Source organism: Pseudomonas sp. FP198, from assembly GCF_030687895.1.
GTDB lineage: Bacteria > Pseudomonadota > Gammaproteobacteria > Pseudomonadales > Pseudomonadaceae > Aquipseudomonas.
This window is the reverse complement of record NZ_CP117452.1, coordinates 5,075,001-5,091,241: the sequence shown is the minus strand read 5'-3', so window position 1 is coordinate 5,091,241 and position 16,241 is coordinate 5,075,001. Positions and strand designations below refer to the sequence as shown.

General features: G+C 60.6%; 16 protein-coding genes (1 of these 16 only partly in view). 7 read left to right on the top strand and 9 right to left on the bottom strand.

Translation table 11 applies throughout. The annotated features are described in order from the left end of the window. Window positions 1–82: 82 nt before the first annotated feature. Entirely contained in the window at window positions 83–466 is a 384-nt protein-coding gene (locus tag PSH78_RS23165; protein WP_305497041.1) for a hypothetical protein, read from the bottom strand. A 148-nt stretch (window positions 467–614) separates the two neighbouring features. Here PSH78_RS23165 and PSH78_RS23160 point away from each other — a divergent pair, with 148 nt between their 5' ends. Beyond that, window positions 615–812 carry a heavy-metal-associated domain-containing protein gene (locus PSH78_RS23160; RefSeq protein WP_305497039.1) on the top strand — a complete coding sequence of 66 codons (198 nt, stop codon included), beginning with the start codon at window positions 615–617 and terminating at the stop codon, window positions 810–812. A 94-nt stretch (window positions 813–906) separates the two neighbouring features. Beyond that, window positions 907–2,109 (top strand): multidrug effflux MFS transporter, encoded by a 1,203-nt coding sequence (locus PSH78_RS23155; protein WP_305497037.1) that lies wholly within the window; start codon window positions 907–909, stop codon window positions 2,107–2,109. 1 nt (window position 2,110) lies between these two features. Here PSH78_RS23155 and PSH78_RS23150 read toward each other — a convergent pair whose 3' ends face one another. Then, window positions 2,111–2,281 (bottom strand): hypothetical protein, encoded by a 171-nt coding sequence (locus PSH78_RS23150; RefSeq protein ID WP_305497035.1) that lies wholly within the window; start codon window positions 2,279–2,281, stop codon window positions 2,111–2,113. A 144-nt stretch (window positions 2,282–2,425) separates the two neighbouring features. Beyond that, the gene (locus PSH78_RS23145) at window positions 2,426–3,439 is read right to left on the bottom strand and encodes a zinc-binding alcohol dehydrogenase family protein (protein ID WP_305497033.1); all 1,014 of its coding nucleotides are present in this window, start codon (window positions 3,437–3,439) and stop codon (window positions 2,426–2,428) included. A gap of 319 nt (window positions 3,440–3,758) precedes the next feature. Here PSH78_RS23145 and PSH78_RS23140 point away from each other — a divergent pair, with 319 nt between their 5' ends. Both PSH78_RS23140 and PSH78_RS23135 read left to right on the top strand, forming a co-directional pair. Next, entirely contained in the window at window positions 3,759–4,493 is a 735-nt protein-coding gene (locus PSH78_RS23140) for a helix-turn-helix transcriptional regulator (RefSeq protein WP_305497032.1), read from the top strand. Between the two features lie 89 nt (window positions 4,494–4,582). Beyond that, window positions 4,583–5,965, top strand: a complete 1,383-nt coding sequence (locus PSH78_RS23135; RefSeq protein ID WP_305497030.1) for an MFS transporter — start codon at window positions 4,583–4,585, stop codon at window positions 5,963–5,965. A gap of 117 nt (window positions 5,966–6,082) precedes the next feature. Here PSH78_RS23135 and PSH78_RS23130 read toward each other — a convergent pair whose 3' ends face one another. Then, entirely contained in the window at window positions 6,083–7,036 is a 954-nt protein-coding gene (locus PSH78_RS23130; RefSeq protein ID WP_305497029.1) for an adenosine deaminase, read from the bottom strand. Window positions 7,037–7,223: 187 nt separating this feature from the next. Between PSH78_RS23130 and PSH78_RS23125 the strand changes: the two genes are divergently transcribed. Continuing rightward, the gene (locus tag PSH78_RS23125; RefSeq protein ID WP_305497028.1) at window positions 7,224–8,315 is read left to right on the top strand and encodes a calcium:proton antiporter; all 1,092 of its coding nucleotides are present in this window, start codon (window positions 7,224–7,226) and stop codon (window positions 8,313–8,315) included. Window positions 8,316–8,433: 118 nt separating this feature from the next. Here the strand turns inward: PSH78_RS23125 and PSH78_RS23120 are convergent, their stop codons facing one another. The 5 genes from PSH78_RS23120 to PSH78_RS23100 all read right to left on the bottom strand — a co-directional run bounded on the left by PSH78_RS23120 (window position 8,434) and on the right by PSH78_RS23100 (window position 13,374). Then, on the bottom strand, window positions 8,434–9,792 hold the full coding sequence (locus tag PSH78_RS23120; protein ID WP_305497026.1) for an 8-oxoguanine deaminase: 1,359 nt from the start codon (window positions 9,790–9,792) through the stop codon (window positions 8,434–8,436). A 172-nt stretch (window positions 9,793–9,964) separates the two neighbouring features. Continuing rightward, window positions 9,965–10,651, bottom strand: a complete 687-nt coding sequence (locus PSH78_RS23115) for an SDR family oxidoreductase (RefSeq protein WP_305497024.1) — start codon at window positions 10,649–10,651, stop codon at window positions 9,965–9,967. A gap of 446 nt (window positions 10,652–11,097) precedes the next feature. Next, a complete protein-coding gene (locus PSH78_RS23110; protein ID WP_305497022.1) occupies window positions 11,098–11,691 on the bottom strand; it encodes a YigZ family protein in 594 nt (197 codons plus the stop codon). A 6-nt stretch (window positions 11,692–11,697) separates the two neighbouring features. Then, window positions 11,698–12,348, bottom strand: a complete 651-nt coding sequence (locus PSH78_RS23105) for a TetR/AcrR family transcriptional regulator (protein ID WP_305497021.1) — start codon at window positions 12,346–12,348, stop codon at window positions 11,698–11,700. A gap of 105 nt (window positions 12,349–12,453) precedes the next feature. Next, the gene (locus PSH78_RS23100; protein WP_305497019.1) at window positions 12,454–13,374 is read right to left on the bottom strand and encodes a LysR family transcriptional regulator; all 921 of its coding nucleotides are present in this window, start codon (window positions 13,372–13,374) and stop codon (window positions 12,454–12,456) included. Window positions 13,375–13,495: 121 nt separating this feature from the next. Between PSH78_RS23100 and PSH78_RS23095 the strand changes: the two genes are divergently transcribed. Next, window positions 13,496–14,845, top strand: a complete 1,350-nt coding sequence (locus PSH78_RS23095) for an aspartate aminotransferase family protein (protein ID WP_305497018.1) — start codon at window positions 13,496–13,498, stop codon at window positions 14,843–14,845. A gap of 63 nt (window positions 14,846–14,908) precedes the next feature. Further along, a protein-coding gene (locus PSH78_RS23090) for a CoA-acylating methylmalonate-semialdehyde dehydrogenase (RefSeq protein ID WP_305497017.1) crosses the window boundary here: on the top strand, window positions 14,909–16,241 show its 5' portion. 161 nt of this gene lie beyond the right edge of the window; only the first 1,333 of its 1,494 coding nucleotides appear in the window; its start codon is at window positions 14,909–14,911; its stop codon lies off the right edge, out of view.

The window sequence follows — 16,241 nt, the reverse complement described above, 5'->3', positions numbered from 1 at the left end:
AGAGGCCGGGAAAGCGCCGATATTTTCATCGACTATCACACCGCTTTCGCGAGCAGGCTCGCTCCCACACGGGTTCGCAGTGTCAATAACCGAGATCAGCCTGCTTGAGGTACATGCCCTCATGCGTCATGGCGATGCGGTACTTCAGGATGTCGCCGGCCTTGAGCGTGATGTCCTGTGAGCCGGGGGCGAGCATGCCCGGACTGCAACCCGGCGCCTGGCCTGGCAGCAATTTCAAGCGCAAGGAGAACTGGCCCGGCGGCAGATTGAACGAGGTGGTCTGCTCCTGGAACAGCCTGGCCGCGAGCTGGTCCTGAATGTAGATGCCGATTTCGCAGCTGGTCGGCACTTCCAGGCGCTCGCGGGAAATGATCAACACCCCGTAGTCTTCGCCAACAGCCGATGCCGGGGGGACCAGTGCTGAAAAACCGAGCATGCAAAACAGGCTGAACGCTGACCAGCGCATGGCTGAACCTCCGGTGTGAAATCCTTGATAGGTGAAGCTTGGCCGAGCGCGACGCCAATTGCCAGCCCGGCAGTTTCTGTCAGAACTTGACCTTGCCATGATGGCAAGCTTGAAACTGCGCACAACCTCAAACCAAGGAGTCATTCTCATGCAGATCTTCAATGTTCAGGGCATGTCCTGCGGTCATTGTGTAAAGGCTGTCACCCAGGCTCTTCAAGCCAAGGACCCGAACGCCGAGGTAAAGGTCGATCTGGGCGCCAAGACTGTTGAGGTCCAAAGCAATTTGTCGTCCGAGACCGTGATCAGGGCAATCAGGGAAGAGGGATACGAAGCCAGCCCTGCTTGAAACTTTTCAATCGTTAGCGACCTATCGGAATGTTCAAGAGCGCCCAGCCCGGCTAGACTGTCGGGCTGCCGACTGACGCCTGAGCTGGACGCCCATGAACCTCCGTACCATTCTGATTCTTGGCGCCTTGAGCGCTTTTGGTCCCTTGGCGATCGATTTCTATTTGCCGGCGTTCCCGGCAATGGCGATTGCCTTCGGCACCGATGAAAACCATGTCCAATTGACCCTGGCCGCTTATTTCCTCGGGCTGTCCCTCGGGCAACTGGCCTACGGGCCGGTGGCGGATCGCTTTGGACGGCGTATCCCGTTGCTGACAGGCGTCGGCTTGTTCACCGTGGCATCGCTGGCCTGTGCCTATGCGCCCAGTCTCGAATGGCTGATTGGCGCGCGCTTCGTCCAGGCGTTGGGCGGCTGTGCCGGGATGGTGATCTCCCGGGCGGTAGTCAGCGACAAATGCGACGCGGTGGGCTCGGCCAAGGTGTTCTCGCAACTGATGCTGGTGATGGGCCTGGCGCCGATCCTCGCGCCGATGCTCGGCGGCTTGCTGGTGAACCTGTACGGCTGGCAATCGATTTTCATCGGCCTGACCCTGTTCAGCGCGCTCGCGGCGACAGCCGTCGCGTTGTGGCTCCCGGAAAGCCTGCCGGCCCACGTACCTCGGCAACCGTTATCCGGCGCGTTGCGTCAGTACGGTCGGCTTCTCACAGACCGAATCTTCCTGGGGCATGCCCTGACGGGGGGCATCGCGATTGCCGGGATGTTTGCCTACATCGCCGGTTCGCCATTTGTCTTCATCAAGCTTTACGGCGTACCGGCCGAACACTTCGGCTGGTTGTTCGGTACCAATGCGGCGGGTTTCATTCTGGTAGCCCAGGTCAATGCCCGCTTGTTGTCCAGGCGAGGCCCGGCATTTTTGCTGGCTCGCGCCGTCTGGGTCTACTGGATAGCCGGGCTCAGTTTACTGGCTGTCAGCGCCTTGCAGCCGGAGCGTTTGTGGCCGTTACTGATCCCATTGTTCATCTGCATCGCCAGCCTTGGCTGCATCCTTCCCAATGCATCGGCTTGCGCCATGAACGGGCAGGGGGCCCGGGCCGGTAGCGCTTCGGCGATGCTGGGGTGCCTGCAGTTTTCCGTGGCCGCCGGGGCCGCCGCACTGGTGGCGGCGCTGCATGACGGCACGGCCGTGCCGATGGCGATGGTAATCAGCCTGTGCGGACTATTGGTGGTGGGGGCAGCGTTGCTGACCCGTCGGCTGCAGAACGCCCGGGCGCTCGCTCAGGCGGGCCAGCAGAGCTGAGTCAGCTGGCGGCACGCTGCTGATGTTCAGGAAATTGATGCGGCGCATGGATGCGCGCTTGCAGGGTCGCGGCGAAAGCCTGGGCTTCGGCTTCGGAGCGAAAGGTCACGACGTGCTGGTCAAGACGCACTTGCCATTGGGATTTTGCCACTTCTTTTATCAGGATCTTCATTGCTGACCTCCTCACGTAAAAGATTGCGTTGCAAAGGCCTCGAGTGTAGACCCGAATGCCAGCGCAGTTGTGACGACGGTCAATTGTCGGACTAACGGTGCAGTTGCCCCCACAAGATTGCCTGCGGGGCAACTGCCCGGGCAGTCAGAATCCCTCTAAGACGATCTTGCCCTTGGACTTGCCGCTTTCCAGCAATGCGTGAGCCCGGCGCAGGTTCTCGGCATTGATGACGCCGAAGTGTTCGCCGACCGTGGTCTTCAACGTGCCAGTATCGATCAGTCGGGCCACGCGATTGAGCAGTTTGTGTTGTTCGAGCATGTCGGCGGTCTCGAACAGTGAACGGGTGTACATGAACTCCCAATGCAACGACAGGCTCTTGCGCTTGAGCTTGGTCACGTCCAGCGATTTGGGATCATCGATCAGTGCCAGTTTGCCTTGGGGCGCCAGGGCTTCGACCAGTTGGTCGAGGTGCTGATCGGTCTGCGTCAGACTGGCAACGTGGGTCACTTGGGCCTGGCCCGCCTCCTTGAGTGCATCGCTCAGCGGTTGGCTGTGATCCACCACGAGGTGGGCGCCCAGGTCTCGCACCCATTCCTGGGTCTGCGGCCGGGAAGCGCTGCCGATGACGTGCAGTCCGGTGAGTTGGCGGGCCAGTTGTGTCAGGATCGAACCCACACCCCCGGCGGCGCCGACGATCAGCAGGCTCTGGCCCAGATCGTTCTGGCCTTCCTTGATCTGCAGTCGATCAAAGAGCAATTCCCAGGCGGTGATAGCGGTCAGCGGCAGTGCGGCGGCTTCGGCGAAACCGAGGGTCTGCGGCATATGACCGACGATGCGCTCGTCGACGACGTGCAACTCGCTGTTGCCTCCGGCGCGGGCGATCGAACCGGCGTAGAACACCTTGTCTCCGGCCTTGAACAGCGTGACTTCGCTGCCTACGGCCTTGACCACGCCGGCCACGTCCCAACCCAGCACCTTGGCCGCGCCGGCTTCGGGCTGGACGTTCTGGCGGACCTTGGTGTCGACGGGGTTGACCGAAATGGCCTTGACCTCCACCAGCAGGTCTCGGGGACCCGCAACCGGTTCGGGCAGCTCGATGTCCTGCAGCGACTGTGGGTGGGTGATAGGCAGCGATTGGTAATACGCGATGGCTTTCATACAGCAGCTCCGTAGGTGGTTCGAGAAGTCCATGTTTGGCTATTCAGGCGCGAGATTAAAGCGGCTTGAGCGACAGGCTCTTTCAATGATTTTTTGATAATGGCCATAGTCGCGGATAAATAGAGACTTTTCCCTCACGAACAATCGCCTCCAAAGGTTTCCGGAGGACAGGCAACCGTGATCCGCGCGCTTATACTAGCGGCCGAGTGTATCGGCATGGCATCGAGCACGGCTGCAACCGGCCAGGAACCGGCCGGCACCTCATTACGGCTCAGTACGCCCAGAGCTGTAGACGAACGATTCAACAGGGAGTGAATACATGGAACATGCACCTTGCATCAGCCAGATCGCCACGCTGCTGGCCGACCCCAAGCGCAGCGCAATGATGTGGGCGTTGATGGACGGTACGGCCCGGCAAGCTGAAGAGTTGGCTCTGCTGGCCGGGCTTTCGCCATCCTCGGCCAATGCCCATCTGGGACGTCTGTCTGCCGGTGGCCTGGTGAAGGTCGAAATCCGTGGCCGCAAGCGGTTTTTTCGCCTGGCGGCACCCGAGATCGGCGCTGCCGTCGATGCATTGGCGAGCGCAACCCTGGCCAGCACGCCGCGACAGGTTCCGGAAGTCTTCAAGCGCAGCCTCATGCCTAACAGGACGCCGCCGGCACCCGCTTCGTTGATGCGGGCCAGGCTTTGCGATGACCACTTGGGAGGCACACTGGCGGCGGACCTGTATCAGCGGCTGCTGGAGGCCGGCTGGCTCGAACAGCTTGAGCATCGGCTGGTCGTCACTCATAAAGGTGCCAGCCAACTGGCCGGGCGAGGTCTGTTCATCCAGGCACTGGCTCATCGCGAGACGCGTATGGCCTGCGCCTGCCTCGACTGGAGCGAACGCCGTCCGCATCTGGGGGGCGCGCTGGGGGCGGCATTGTTGCAATTGTTCATGCAGTCCGGCTGGCTCAGCCTGCCCAACGACTCCAGGGCGTTGCAGGTAACCGCGCTTGGCCAACAGGAAATCCATCGATTCGCCAGGCAAGAGGCTCTGGAAATGGCGCTCTAGGGCGGTACACAGGTCGTTATCAGCAATAGCTGCCCGTGAGGTTCGCGCACACTCGGTCCGGGGTTCTATCGGATGGGGGGAACGCAATAATGGACACTCACGTTTACAGTGCAGCGGAACGCCTTGAGCGGTTGCCCATGAGCGGCTATCACCGGGTCATCTTCATTATTATCGCGCTGGCTTTTTTCTTTGATTCCATGGATCTGGCCATGATGACGTTCCTGCTGGGCTCGATCAGAACCGAGTTCGGCTTGAGCGCCGCCGAGGCCGGCTTGTTGGCCAGTTCAAGCTTTTTCAGCATGGTGCTGGGCGCCTCGTTGTCGGGACTGCTTGCCGATCGCTTCGGACGCAAACCGGTGTTCCAGTGGAGCATCGTCTTGTGGGGGCTCGCCAGTTACCTGTGTTCCACCGCCCAGGACGTGGAGACGCTGACGCTGTTTCGCATCCTGCTGGGCGTCGGCATGGGCATGGAGTTTCCGATTGCCCAGTCGATGCTCTCGGAGCTGATCCCGGCGAGGCAGCGCGGACGCTACATCGCCTTGATGGATGGCTTCTGGCCGCTGGGCTTCGTGGCAGCGGGGGTGCTGTCGTATTTCCTGCTGCCGTTGATCGGCTGGCGCGACATCTTCCTGGTGTTGGCGGTGCCGGCGGTGTTCGTCCTGGTGATTCGCTTCTTCATTCCAGAGTCGCCACGTTGGCTGGAGCAGGCGGGGCGGGGCGCCGAGGCGGATGCCGTACTCAAGCGGATCGAAGACAAGGTCCGGGCCTCGCTGGGTCGCCAGGACCTGCCCGAACCGATTCGCCTGCCGACGCTGTCGACGGCGCCCGGCAATTTCTTTTCGGCCCTGGCGCAGATCTGGTCACCGTTGTACCGCCAGCGCACGATGATGATCTGGAGCGTCTGGTTTTTTGCGTTGCTCGGGTTCTACGGGCTGACGTCCTGGCTCGGCGCGCTGCTGCAGCAGTCGGGATTTGCAGTGACCCAGTCGGTTTATTACACCGTGCTGATTTCCCTCGGCGGGATTCCCGGCTTCCTGATGGCGGCCTGGCTGGTGGAGCGCTGGGGGCGTAAGCCGGTGTGTGTCATCACGCTGCTGGGCGGCGGGGTCATGGCGTTTCTTTATGGCCAGAGCGCGGTGTTTGGCGGGAATGTCACGCTGCTGATCGGTTCCGGGCTGCTGATGCAGTTTTTTCTGTTCGGCATGTGGGCAGTGCTCTACACCTACACCCCGGAACTGTATCCCACCTCGGCGCGAGCCACGGGATCGGGCTTTGCCTCGGCGGTCGGTCGCATCGGTTCGCTGCTTGGACCGTTGGTGACCGGCTTGGTCTTTCCGATCACCGGGCAGGGCGGAGTGTTCGCCCTTGGCGCCCTGTGTTTTGCCGTGGCGGCGGGCGTGGTCTGGTTGTTTGGAATGGAGACGCGGGGCAAGACGCTGGAGGAGTTGAGCGAGGGTACGGCCGTCGATTGAACCTCATCCAGGTGGAAGCGAGCCTGCTCGCGAAGGCGGTCCGACAATCGAAAATGATGTCGACTGACTCACCGCTTTCGCGAGCAGGCTCGCTCCCACAAAGGATCATCGCCAGTCTTAAGGTTTCACCAACCGCGCATCCAGGCTGTTCTGCGCCAACCGCCTGGCCTGGTCCTGGGTCATGCCCAGATGTGTGTGCAGCGCGTGGAAGTTCTCGGTGACATAGCCGCCGAAGTAAGCCGGGTCATCGGAGTTCACCGTCACCTTCACACCGCGTTCGAGCATGTCGAGGATGTTGTGCTGCGACATATCATCGAACACGCATAGCTTGGTGTTGGACAGCGGGCAAACCGTCAACGGGATCTGTTCGTCGATGATCCGCTGCATCAACCGCTCGTCTTCGATGGCCCGCACGCCATGGTCGATGCGCTGGATCTTGAGCAGATCCAAGGCTTCCCAGATGTACTCGGGAGGGCCTTCTTCGCCGGCGTGGGCGACGGTCAGGAAGCCTTCATTGCGCGCCCTCTCGAACACCCGCTGGAACTTGCTCGGTGGGTGGCCCATCTCCGAGCTGTCCAGGCCCACGGCCACGAACGCGTCGCGGAAGGGCAGCGCCTGGTCGAGGGTTTTTTCCGCCTGCTCTTCGCTCAGGTGACGCAGGAAGCTCAGGATCAGGCCGCTGGTGATGCCCAGTTGTTGCTCACCGTCCTTGAGGGCGGCGGCGATACCGTTGAGCACCACTTCGAATGGAATGCCCCGGTCGGTGTGGGTCTGCGGATCGAAGAACGGTTCGGTGTGTATCACGTTCTGTGCCTTGCAGCGCAGCAGGTAGGCCCAGGTCAGGTCATAAAAATCCTGGGAAGTGCGCAGCACGTCGGCGCCCTGGTAATACAGGTCGAGAAACTCCTGCAGATTGTTGAAAGCGTAGGCCTGGCGCAGGCTGTCCACGTCGTTCCATGGCAGGGCAATCTTGTTGCGCTCGGCCAGGGCAAACAGCAACTCGGGCTCCAGCGAGCCTTCCAGGTGCAGGTGCAGTTCAGCCTTGGGCAAGGCGTTAAGCCAGTCGTACATGGTTTTTTCTCATCAGCGAATCAATGGCGGGCATTCTACAGCTGTGGACGCCGATGTCGGCTAAAACCTGACCGGCTGATCCACTAACCGCGCAAGCCTGAACACCAGATACGGCACATCCGAAGGAAACGTTCCCGGCACGTCACAGTCTAGTAGCTCATGACCCGTCCATGGCGATAGGCCCACGATGCTGACGTTGATCAAGCAAGAAAAACTGTTGTTGCTGGCCCTGCTTGCCGCTTTTGTCGCCTATCCGCTGGAGCATTGGCTGCTGGGCAGCGGGCAGGTCGTGGCGTTGGTTGGCGGCCTGGTGCTGATCGGCTTCATCGTCGCCGCCTCCATGCGCGTGGCCCATCACGCCGAGTTGCTGGCGGAAAAGGTCGGCGATCCTTACGGCACCATGATCCTGACTTTGTCGGCGGTGCTGGTGGAAGTGGTGATCCTGGCGATCATGATGAGTAACGAGGCGTCGCCGACCCTGGTACGGGACACGATCTATTCGGCGGTGATGCTCGATATCAACGGTATTCTCGGGCTAGCGGCGCTGATGGGTGGGCTCAAGCACGGCGAGCAGGTCTATAACGACGATTCGGCGCGTACCTACAGCGTGATGATCCTCACCGCCATGGGCGTGTCGATGGTAGTGCCGGAATTTATTCCGCAGGAAAACTGGAAGCATTATTCGGCATTCACCATCGGTGCGATGATCGTCTTGTATACGTTGTTTCTGCGCATGCAGGTGGGGCCGCACAGCTATTTCTTCAGCTACAGCTACCCGGAAAAACGCCGCAGGAAAGAACCGGTGGAGGCCGAGCCGAAACCCATCAGCCTGGCGTTTTCCATCGGCGCACTGGTGTTCGGCGTGGTGGTCATCGGTGCGCTGGCCGAAGTCATGTCCAAGGCTATCGACCTCGGGCTGGAAGGCTCCGGCGCGCCGCCGGTGGTCACGGCAATTCTGGTGGCAGTCATCTCCGCTGCGCCGGAAATTCTTACCGCCCTGCGCGCAGCCTTGGCCAATCGCATGCAGTCGGTGGTAAACATCGCCTTGGGCGCCTCGCTGTCCACCGTGATCCTGACGGTGCCGGTGATGGAAGCCATGGCGCTTTACACCGGCCAGCCTTTCCAGATGGCGATGACCCCGGTGCAGACGGTGATGATCTTCATCACCCTGATCGTCAGCGCCATCAACCTCAATGATGGCGAAACCAACGCCATCGAAGGCATGACCCACTTTGTGCTGTTTGCCACGTTTATCATGTTGTCGTTGCTCGGTCTTTGAACCTGTCACAGTCCCTGTGGGAGCGAGCTTGCTCGCGATTGGGCCAGGTCAGTCAATATCAATGCCGGATATGAAACCGCATCGCGAGCAGGCTCGCTCCCACAGTTTTTTGGTTGGTTCAGGTACCCGCGATCAGCTCCCGCGCCGCCTGGCTGTGGTCGGCAATCAACCCTTGGACATCGAGCCCTTCGACCTGTCCATCGATCACTCTCCACTGACCCGCGACCATCACCCGATCCGCCCGATCGGCGCCGCACAGCAGCAGGGCCGAGATCGGATCGTGGCTGCCGGAAAAGCGCAACTCATCAAGCTTGAACATCGCCAGGTCGGCTTGTTTGCCCTCTGCCAGTTCGCCGATGTCGCTGCGTCCCAGCAATTGTGCCGAGCCCCGGGTCGCCCAGCCCAGCACCTTTTCCGGCGTGATCGCTTGCGCGCCATAGCGCAAGCGCTGGATGTACAGCGCCTGACGGGTTTCCAGCAGCATGTTCGACGCATCGTTGGACGCTGAGCCGTCCACCCCAAGGCCCAATGGCGCGCCGGCTGCGGTCAGTTCAAGCGTCGGACAAATGCCCGAGGCCAGGCGCATGTTCGAACTGGGGCAATGGCAGATGCCGGTTCCGGCGGCGCCGAGACGGGTGATTTCGTCAGGATTGAAATGAATGCCGTGGGCCAGCCAGGTACGTGGGCCCAGCCAGCCGACGCTGTCGAGGTAGTCCACGGTGCGCAGGCCGAAGCGCTGCAGGCAGAAGTCCTCCTCGTCGAGGGTTTCGGCCAGGTGGGTATGCAGGCGTACGTCGAGCTTTTCCGCAAGCTCGGCGCTGGCGCGCATGATCTCGGGCGTGACCGAAAACGGCGAGCAAGGCGCCAGCGCAATCTGGATTTTCGCGCCGGCACCGCGCTCATGGTATCGGGCGATCAGTCGCTGGCTGTCGTCGAGAATCACCTGGCCCTGCTGCACGGTCTGCTGCGGCGGCAGGCCACCGTCGGCCTCGCCCAGGCTCATGGAACCACGGGTCAGCATTGCGCGCATGCCCAGCTCACCGACGCATTGCACCTGCACATCGATGGCGTTTTCCAAACCTTCGGGAAACAGGTAGTGGTGATCGGCCGCCGTGGTGCAGCCCGACAACAGCAGTTCGGCCAACGCGACTTTACTCGCCAGCGCGAGTTTCTCCGGAGTCAGCCGAGCCCACACCGGATAAAGGGTTTTCAGCCATGGGAACAACGGTTCGTTTACCACCGGCGCCCAGGCGCGGGTCAGGGTCTGGTAGAAGTGATGATGGGTGTTGATCAGACCTGGCAGGATCACATGTTCTCGAGCATCGAACACGGTGTCACAAGGCTGTGTGGGCTGTTGCCCGGCGCTGAGCAGCTCAACGATCACACCGTCCTGCAGGACGAGACCGCCACGGGCATCGAGACCGTTGGCGGTGAAAATGGCGAGGGGATTTTTTAACCAGGTACGGGTCGCAGGCATGGTGGCCGGCTCCTCTGAAAGTGGGTTCAGGTTAGCCAGCTCAGTGATGCCCTGTCTGCTGATCCAGGGGCGCCTTGGAGGGCGCGGTTCGGAGTGTACTCAGGTTGCCGGACACATTTCCAGTGCCCGACAAAAGTCCTGCAGGATGGATGCTCCAAGGATACCGGGTTGATTACCAGGGAATCGTCTCGCCTTTGTAATTGACGAAGTGATGCCCACCCTTGCCGGCAAAGGCATTGACCTGATCGATCAGCCCACGGGTGCTGGTCTCGACATCGATGGCCGCGCCTTCGCCGCCCATGTCGGTCTTTACCCAGCCCGGATGCAGCGACAGCACGGTCAATACCTGCTCGCCCAGTTGGCTGACAAAACTGTTGGTCATGGAGTTGAGCGCGGCTTTGCTGGCCTTGTACAGCGCCAGTTCGGGGGCGTCGGGCATGGTCACGCTGCCCAGCACCGAGCTCATGAAGGCCAGCACGCCGCTGCCGTCGCGGATCTGCCCGACGAAGCGTTGGGCGAGGTTGATCGGTGCCACGGCATTGGTGAAGAACAGCTGACCGACCTCAGCCAGCGTTGCGCCGCCCGGGCTCTGGTTGTCGGGGCCTTTGACGCCGGCATTGACGAACAACAGGTCGAAGGTCTGGTCCCTGAGCTGCTGGCTCAAGGCGATGACGGCTTGCTGGTCGTCCATGTCGAGCTGTTCGATTCGCACCGGCCCCAGCGCCTTCAAGGCCTCGGCGTTCTGCGGGTTACGCACCGTGGCGATCACGTTCCAGCCATCACTCAGAAGCGTCTTCACCAAGCCGAGGCCCAGTCCCCGAGAGGCGCCGATGATCAATGCGGTTTTTGCCGAATTCATGAATGCTTCCTTGAAAGAAAAGTCACGGAGTCAATGGGACAACGTTGCCCGGGCGGTTGTTTCAGCCTGCGGCACAACGCGTCGGGAGCGGTCATGCGGTTTCGATCAGGTTCAGGTCCTTATAAATGTCTGGTTAAAAAATGATCAGGCGGCTGCAAGCCATGCTGTTCTTGGGGCCGCTGGAGCCATGAACGGGTTATCCACAGGTTGCTCCACAGTTATTGTGCGCAAGCCTGAAACTCGGGCATAAGCCCTGTGCGGCTTTCTTCTAAAGGTGATAAAGCATCGCAACCATTTGTTTTTTGATGGATTCGCGGTATCGGCGAATTTTTGTACGAAAAGCGAGCAATGCTTGAAAACCCGCATGACAGAAGGGTTACAGCAGGATGCGCCCAGGTTATCCACAGGCAGGTGCACAGCGCATGTGGGCAAAGCTGTGCCTTTTTTCATAAGGGTGCCGGGCGCTCAAGTCGTATCTGTCCGCGACTCAAGTCGGCCAGTCGCGTTTGCAGGCTCTCGATGTGTTCTTCACCGACTGCCAATTGAAGTTCCACGCCGTTGGCGGTGAAATCCTCGGCGAGGACCAGACCGCCGCATTCAGCTATCCGCAGTTTCACCAGGGCCAGCTCGGCGAAACCGCACAGGCAACGCAGCGCTACGCGGCTGATCAATTCGACCTTCTCGGCGGTTTGCAGGCATTTGTTCGCACCGCCGCCATAGGCGCGGGCCAAACCGCCGGTACCCAGCTGGATGCCGCCGTACCAGCGTATGACCAGCACCACCACCTGATCGCAATCCTGGGCCTGGATGGCCGCGAGTATCGGGCGCCCGGCGGTGCCACCCGGCTCGCCATCGTCGCTGCTGCGATATTGGTCGCCCAGTTTCCATGCCCAGCAATTATGCGTGGCGTCCAGGTCGCTGTGCCGCTCGATAAAGGCCTGGGCCTCGGCGGGGCTGGTGATGGGGGCGGCGAAGGTGATGAAACGGCTTTTGCGGATTTCTTCACGGTATTCGCAAAAGCCGGCAAGGGTATAAGGCATGGAGTCCTAGAGGTCTGGTGTCAGGCCGCAGCCTTTGAGAATGATGCGGATGAGATTGTCGCCGGCGTCGATCATGTCTTGCCTGGTCAATTTGCTACGCCCGGTCACGCGGCAGATCTGGGTGGCGAAATCGGCGTAATGCTGGGTGCTGCCCCACAGCAGAAAAATCAGGTGGACCGGATCGACCGGGTCCATTTTGCCCGCATCGATCCAGGCCTGGAACACGGCCGCGCGGCCCTTGAACCAGGCGCGATAATCCTGGTTGAAATACTCGCTCAGGCATTCGCCGCCGCTGATCACTTCCATGGCGAAAATTCGCGATGCCTGGGGCTGGCGCCGTGAGAATTCCATCTTGGCGCGGATGTAGCGGGTCAATGCCTGCGCTGGATCGTCCTCGGCGGTCAGGGAGTTGAAAGTGCTGTCCCACAACTCGATGATGTTGCTCAGCACGGCGACGTAAAGGCCGAGCTTGTTGGTGAAATAGTAATGCAGGTTCGCCTTGGGCAGTCCGGCCTTCAAGGCGATGGCGTTCATGCTGGTGCCCTTGAAGCCGTGACGGGCGAACTCATCCTCGGCGGCCCTGAGGATGGTTTCCTCGTTTTTCTGACGAATACGGCCGGTAGGCTTGCCACCATGGGCAGGAACTTCAAAGGTCATGGACGTTTCCGGGCTGGGTCTGTGGGGGCGGGCAAGTGCGTTCATAGCGCACCGGCGCGCATCCGACAAGTGCTGCTGCCATAAAAGCCGTGTACTGCAAAAATGTCAGCGGGTTGCCGCCAGGTTTTCGAGAAAACTTTCCAGCACCAGGTGCGGGCGGCGACCCTTGCGTGTGACCGACGCCAGGCTCAGATCATAAAAGCGTGCCAAGGGCTTGAGGGCTCGCAGCCGTCCCTGCTGAACCCATAGATTGGCGTAGTGATCCGGCAGATAACCAATGTAACGTCCGGTGAGAATCAGGAACGCCATGCCTTCGCGATCCGAGGCGCTGGCGGTGCAGTTGAGTGCCTGGTAGTGAGCCTGGATGTCGGCGGGCAGGCGAAAGGTTGGCGCGATGGCGTCCTGGCTGTTGAGCCGAGCGTCTTCAAGCTGTTGGTCGTCCACATAAAACAGCGGATGTCCCACCGCGCAATACAGCAGCGAGCGTTCACTGTAGAGCGGTTGGTATTCGAGTCCGGAAAGGGCGCTGGCCTGGGGCACTACGCCGACATGCAGGCGCCCGTCGAGTACGCCTTGTTCGACTTCGTTGGGAGCGATCATGCGAATCTGGATCTGCACGTCCGGCCCGCGTTCTTTCAACTGGGCCAAGGCGTGCGTGATCCGCATGTGGGGCAGGGTGACAAGATTGTCCGTCAGGCCGATGGTCAACTCACCGCGCAAATGCTGGTGCAGGCCGTTGACCTCGGTGCGAAAGCTCTCCAGCGCGCTCAATAACTGCAATGCCGATTGATAGACTTCGCGCCCTTCCTCCGTCAGTGAAAAACCCGCGCGCCCACGCTGGCACAAACGCAGGCCAAGACGCTGTTCCAGATCGTTCATCTGCTGGCTGATAGCCGAGCGGCCGATGCCAAGCACGGTTTCCGCAGCCGAAAATCCGCCGCATTCCACCACGCTGCGAAAAATACGCAGCAAGCGGATATCGAAGTCGCTGACTTGGGCCAGTGGATCGGGACGACGAGCGCTCATAGTTTAGTGATCCGCTGACTGAAGGTTAGAAAAGCTGGATTTCACCGACTTTATCGTCGTGGCAACGTAGCCGCAAGAACGCCTTGGCTTCATGCCGCTCATACCCTGCGAGGTTTTGTCGATGAACATGCCCGAACACGCTGTCGGTTCCCTGGCCAGCCAGCTCAAGCTGGATGCCCACTGGATGCCCTACACGGCCAATCGTAATTTCCAACGCGATCCCCGCTTGATCGTCGCCGCCGAGGGTAGCTGGCTGACGGATGACAAGGGGCGCAAGGTCTACGATTCGTTATCGGGCTTGTGGACCTGTGGCGCCGGGCACACCCGCAAGGAAATCCAGGAGGCGGTCGCCAAGCAGTTGGGCACCCTCGATTATTCCCCGGGATTCCAGTACGGCCATCCGCTGTCGTTCCAGCTGGCGGAAAAGATCACCAGCCTGACCCCGGGCAACCTCAACCATGTGTTTTTCACCGACTCCGGTTCCGAGTGCGCCGATACGGCAGTGAAGATGGTCCGTGCCTACTGGCGCCTCAAGGGGCAGGCCACCAAGACCAAGATGATCGGCCGTGCCCGTGGTTATCACGGCGTGAACATCGCCGGCACCAGCCTGGGCGGCGTCAGTGGCAACCGTAAATTGTTCGGCCAGGCCATGATGGACGTCGATCATCTACCCCACACCTTGCTGGCCAGCAATGCCTATTCCCGTGGCATGCCGAAGGAAGGTGGCATCGCCTTGGCCGATGAGCTGCTGAAATTGATCGAGCTGCACGACGCGTCCAACATTGCGGCCGTATTTGTCGAGCCGATGGCCGGATCCGCCGGGGTCCTGGTCCCGCCTGAGGGATATCTCACGCGTCTGCGGCAGATCTGCGACCAGCACAACATCCTGCTGGTGTTTGACGAGGTCATTACCGGTTTCGGTCGCACCGGCTCGATGTTCGGCGCGGATAGCTTTGGCGTGGTTCCGGACCTGATGTGCATTGCCAAGCAGGTCACCAACGGCGCCATCCCCATGGGCGCGGTGATTGCCAGTTCGGAAATCTACCAGACGTTCATGAACCAGCCGACGCCCGAATATGCGGTGGAGTTTCCCCACGGCTATACCTATTCGGCGCACCCGGTGGCCTGTGCGGCTGGCCTGGCGGCACTGGATCTGTTGCAGAAGGAAAACCTGGTGCAAAGCGTGGCCGAGGTCGCGCCGCATTTAGAGAATGCCTTGCATGGATTGAAAGGCTCGAAGAACGTCATCGACATTCGCAACTTCGGCCTGGCCGGGGCGATCCAGATTGCCCCGCGCGACGGCGACGCCATCGTGCGTCCGTTCGAGGCCGGGATGGCCCTGTGGAAAGCCGGGTTCTATGTGCGATTCGGCGGCGACACCCTGCAGTTCGGGCCAACGTTCAACAGCAAGCCGCAGGATCTGGATCGTCTGTTCGATGCGGTCGGTGACGTGCTGAATAAAATCGACTGATTTCTTTCTTATATAGAGACGCTCGTTCAAGAGCGTCTGGCGAGCGAATTGTCTGGAGTCCCCATGAGCCTCATCCCGCATCTGATCAATGGCGAATTGCTGAGCGACAACGCACGCACGGCCGACGTGTTCAACCCATCCACCGGGCAAGCGATCCACAAGGTTCCGCTGGCGGATCGCGCAACTGTCCAGCAGGCCATCGATGCCGCCAAGGCTGCTTTCCCGGCCTGGCGCAACACGCCGCCGGCCAAGCGTGCCCAGGTGATGTTTCGTTTCAAGCAGTTGCTGGAGCAGAACGAGTCGCGCATTGCCCAGTTGATCAGCGAAGAACATGGCAAGACCCTCGAAGACGCCGCCGGTGAGCTCAAGCGCGGTATCGAAAACGTCGAGTTTGCCTGTGCGGCGCCGGAAATACTGAAGGGCGAATACAGCCGTAACGTAGGACCGAACATCGACGCCTGGTCAGACTTTCAACCGTTGGGCGTGGTGGCAGGCATTACGCCGTTCAACTTCCCGGCGATGGTGCCGCTGTGGATGTATCCGCTGGCGATCGTCTGCGGCAACTGCTTCATCCTCAAGCCATCCGAGCGTGATCCGAGTTCGACGCTGCTGATCGCCCAGCTGCTGCTGGAAGCCGGTCTGCCCAGGGGGGTGTTGAGTGTGGTCCATGGCGACAAGGCAGCCGTGGATGCACTGATCGAAGCGCCGGAAGTGAAGGCGCTGAGTTTTGTTGGCTCGACGCCGATTGCCGAGTACATCTATGCCGAAGGTACACGTCGCGGCAAACGCGTTCAGGCGCTAGGCGGTGCCAAGAACCATGCGGTGTTGATGCCGGATGCCGACCTGGACAATGCCGTCAGCGCGCTGATGGGTGCAGCTTACGGTTCATGCGGTGAGCGTTGCATGGCAATTTCGGTGGCGGTGTGTGTCGGTGATCAGGTGGCGGATGCGCTGGTGGCCAAGTTGGTGCCGCAGATCCAGGCGCTGAAAATCGGTGCCGGTACGTCTTGCGGTTTGGACATGGGGCCGTTGGTGACCGGCCAGCATCGGGACAAAGTCAGCGGCTATATAGAAGAGGGTGTGGCGGCAGGCGCCTCGCTGATTGTCGACGGTCGCGGCTTGAGTGTGGCTGGGCATGAAGAAGGGTTTTTCCTGGGCGGTTGCCTGTTTGATCGCGTAACGCCCGAGATGCGTATCTATAAGGAGGAAATCTTTGGGCCGGTGCTGTGTATCGTCCGGGTCAACAGCCTGGAAGAGGCGATGCAACTGATCAATGATCACGAGTATGGCAACGGTACTTGTATCTTTACCCGCGACGGGGAGGCGGCACGGTTGTTCTGCGATGAGATCGAAGTCGGGATGGTCGGTGTAAACGTTCCATTGCCGGTGCCTGTTG

What these genes read in the sequence shown, in the direction of transcription:
- PSH78_RS23165 (WP_305497041.1), bottom strand. Translation starts at nt 466, where the DNA reads ATGCGCTGGTCAGCGTTCAGCCTGTTTTGCATGCTCGGTTTTTCAGCA.
- PSH78_RS23160 (WP_305497039.1), top strand. Translation starts at nt 615, where the DNA reads ATGCAGATCTTCAATGTTCAGGGCATGTCCTGCGGTCATTGTGTAAAG.
- PSH78_RS23155 (WP_305497037.1), top strand. Translation starts at nt 907, where the DNA reads ATGAACCTCCGTACCATTCTGATTCTTGGCGCCTTGAGCGCTTTTGGT.
- PSH78_RS23150 (WP_305497035.1), bottom strand. Translation starts at nt 2,281, where the DNA reads ATGAAGATCCTGATAAAAGAAGTGGCAAAATCCCAATGGCAAGTGCGT.
- PSH78_RS23145 (WP_305497033.1), bottom strand. Translation starts at nt 3,439, where the DNA reads ATGAAAGCCATCGCGTATTACCAATCGCTGCCTATCACCCACCCACAG.
- PSH78_RS23140 (WP_305497032.1), top strand. Translation starts at nt 3,759, where the DNA reads ATGGAACATGCACCTTGCATCAGCCAGATCGCCACGCTGCTGGCCGAC.
- PSH78_RS23135 (WP_305497030.1), top strand. Translation starts at nt 4,583, where the DNA reads ATGGACACTCACGTTTACAGTGCAGCGGAACGCCTTGAGCGGTTGCCC.
- PSH78_RS23130 (WP_305497029.1), bottom strand. Translation starts at nt 7,036, where the DNA reads ATGTACGACTGGCTTAACGCCTTGCCCAAGGCTGAACTGCACCTGCAC.
- PSH78_RS23125 (WP_305497028.1), top strand. Translation starts at nt 7,224, where the DNA reads ATGCTGACGTTGATCAAGCAAGAAAAACTGTTGTTGCTGGCCCTGCTT.
- PSH78_RS23120 (WP_305497026.1), bottom strand. Translation starts at nt 9,792, where the DNA reads ATGCCTGCGACCCGTACCTGGTTAAAAAATCCCCTCGCCATTTTCACC.
- PSH78_RS23115 (WP_305497024.1), bottom strand. Translation starts at nt 10,651, where the DNA reads ATGAATTCGGCAAAAACCGCATTGATCATCGGCGCCTCTCGGGGACTG.
- PSH78_RS23110 (WP_305497022.1), bottom strand. Translation starts at nt 11,691, where the DNA reads ATGCCTTATACCCTTGCCGGCTTTTGCGAATACCGTGAAGAAATCCGC.
- PSH78_RS23105 (WP_305497021.1), bottom strand. Translation starts at nt 12,348, where the DNA reads ATGACCTTTGAAGTTCCTGCCCATGGTGGCAAGCCTACCGGCCGTATT.
- PSH78_RS23100 (WP_305497019.1), bottom strand. Translation starts at nt 13,374, where the DNA reads ATGAGCGCTCGTCGTCCCGATCCACTGGCCCAAGTCAGCGACTTCGAT.
- PSH78_RS23095 (WP_305497018.1), top strand. Translation starts at nt 13,496, where the DNA reads ATGAACATGCCCGAACACGCTGTCGGTTCCCTGGCCAGCCAGCTCAAG.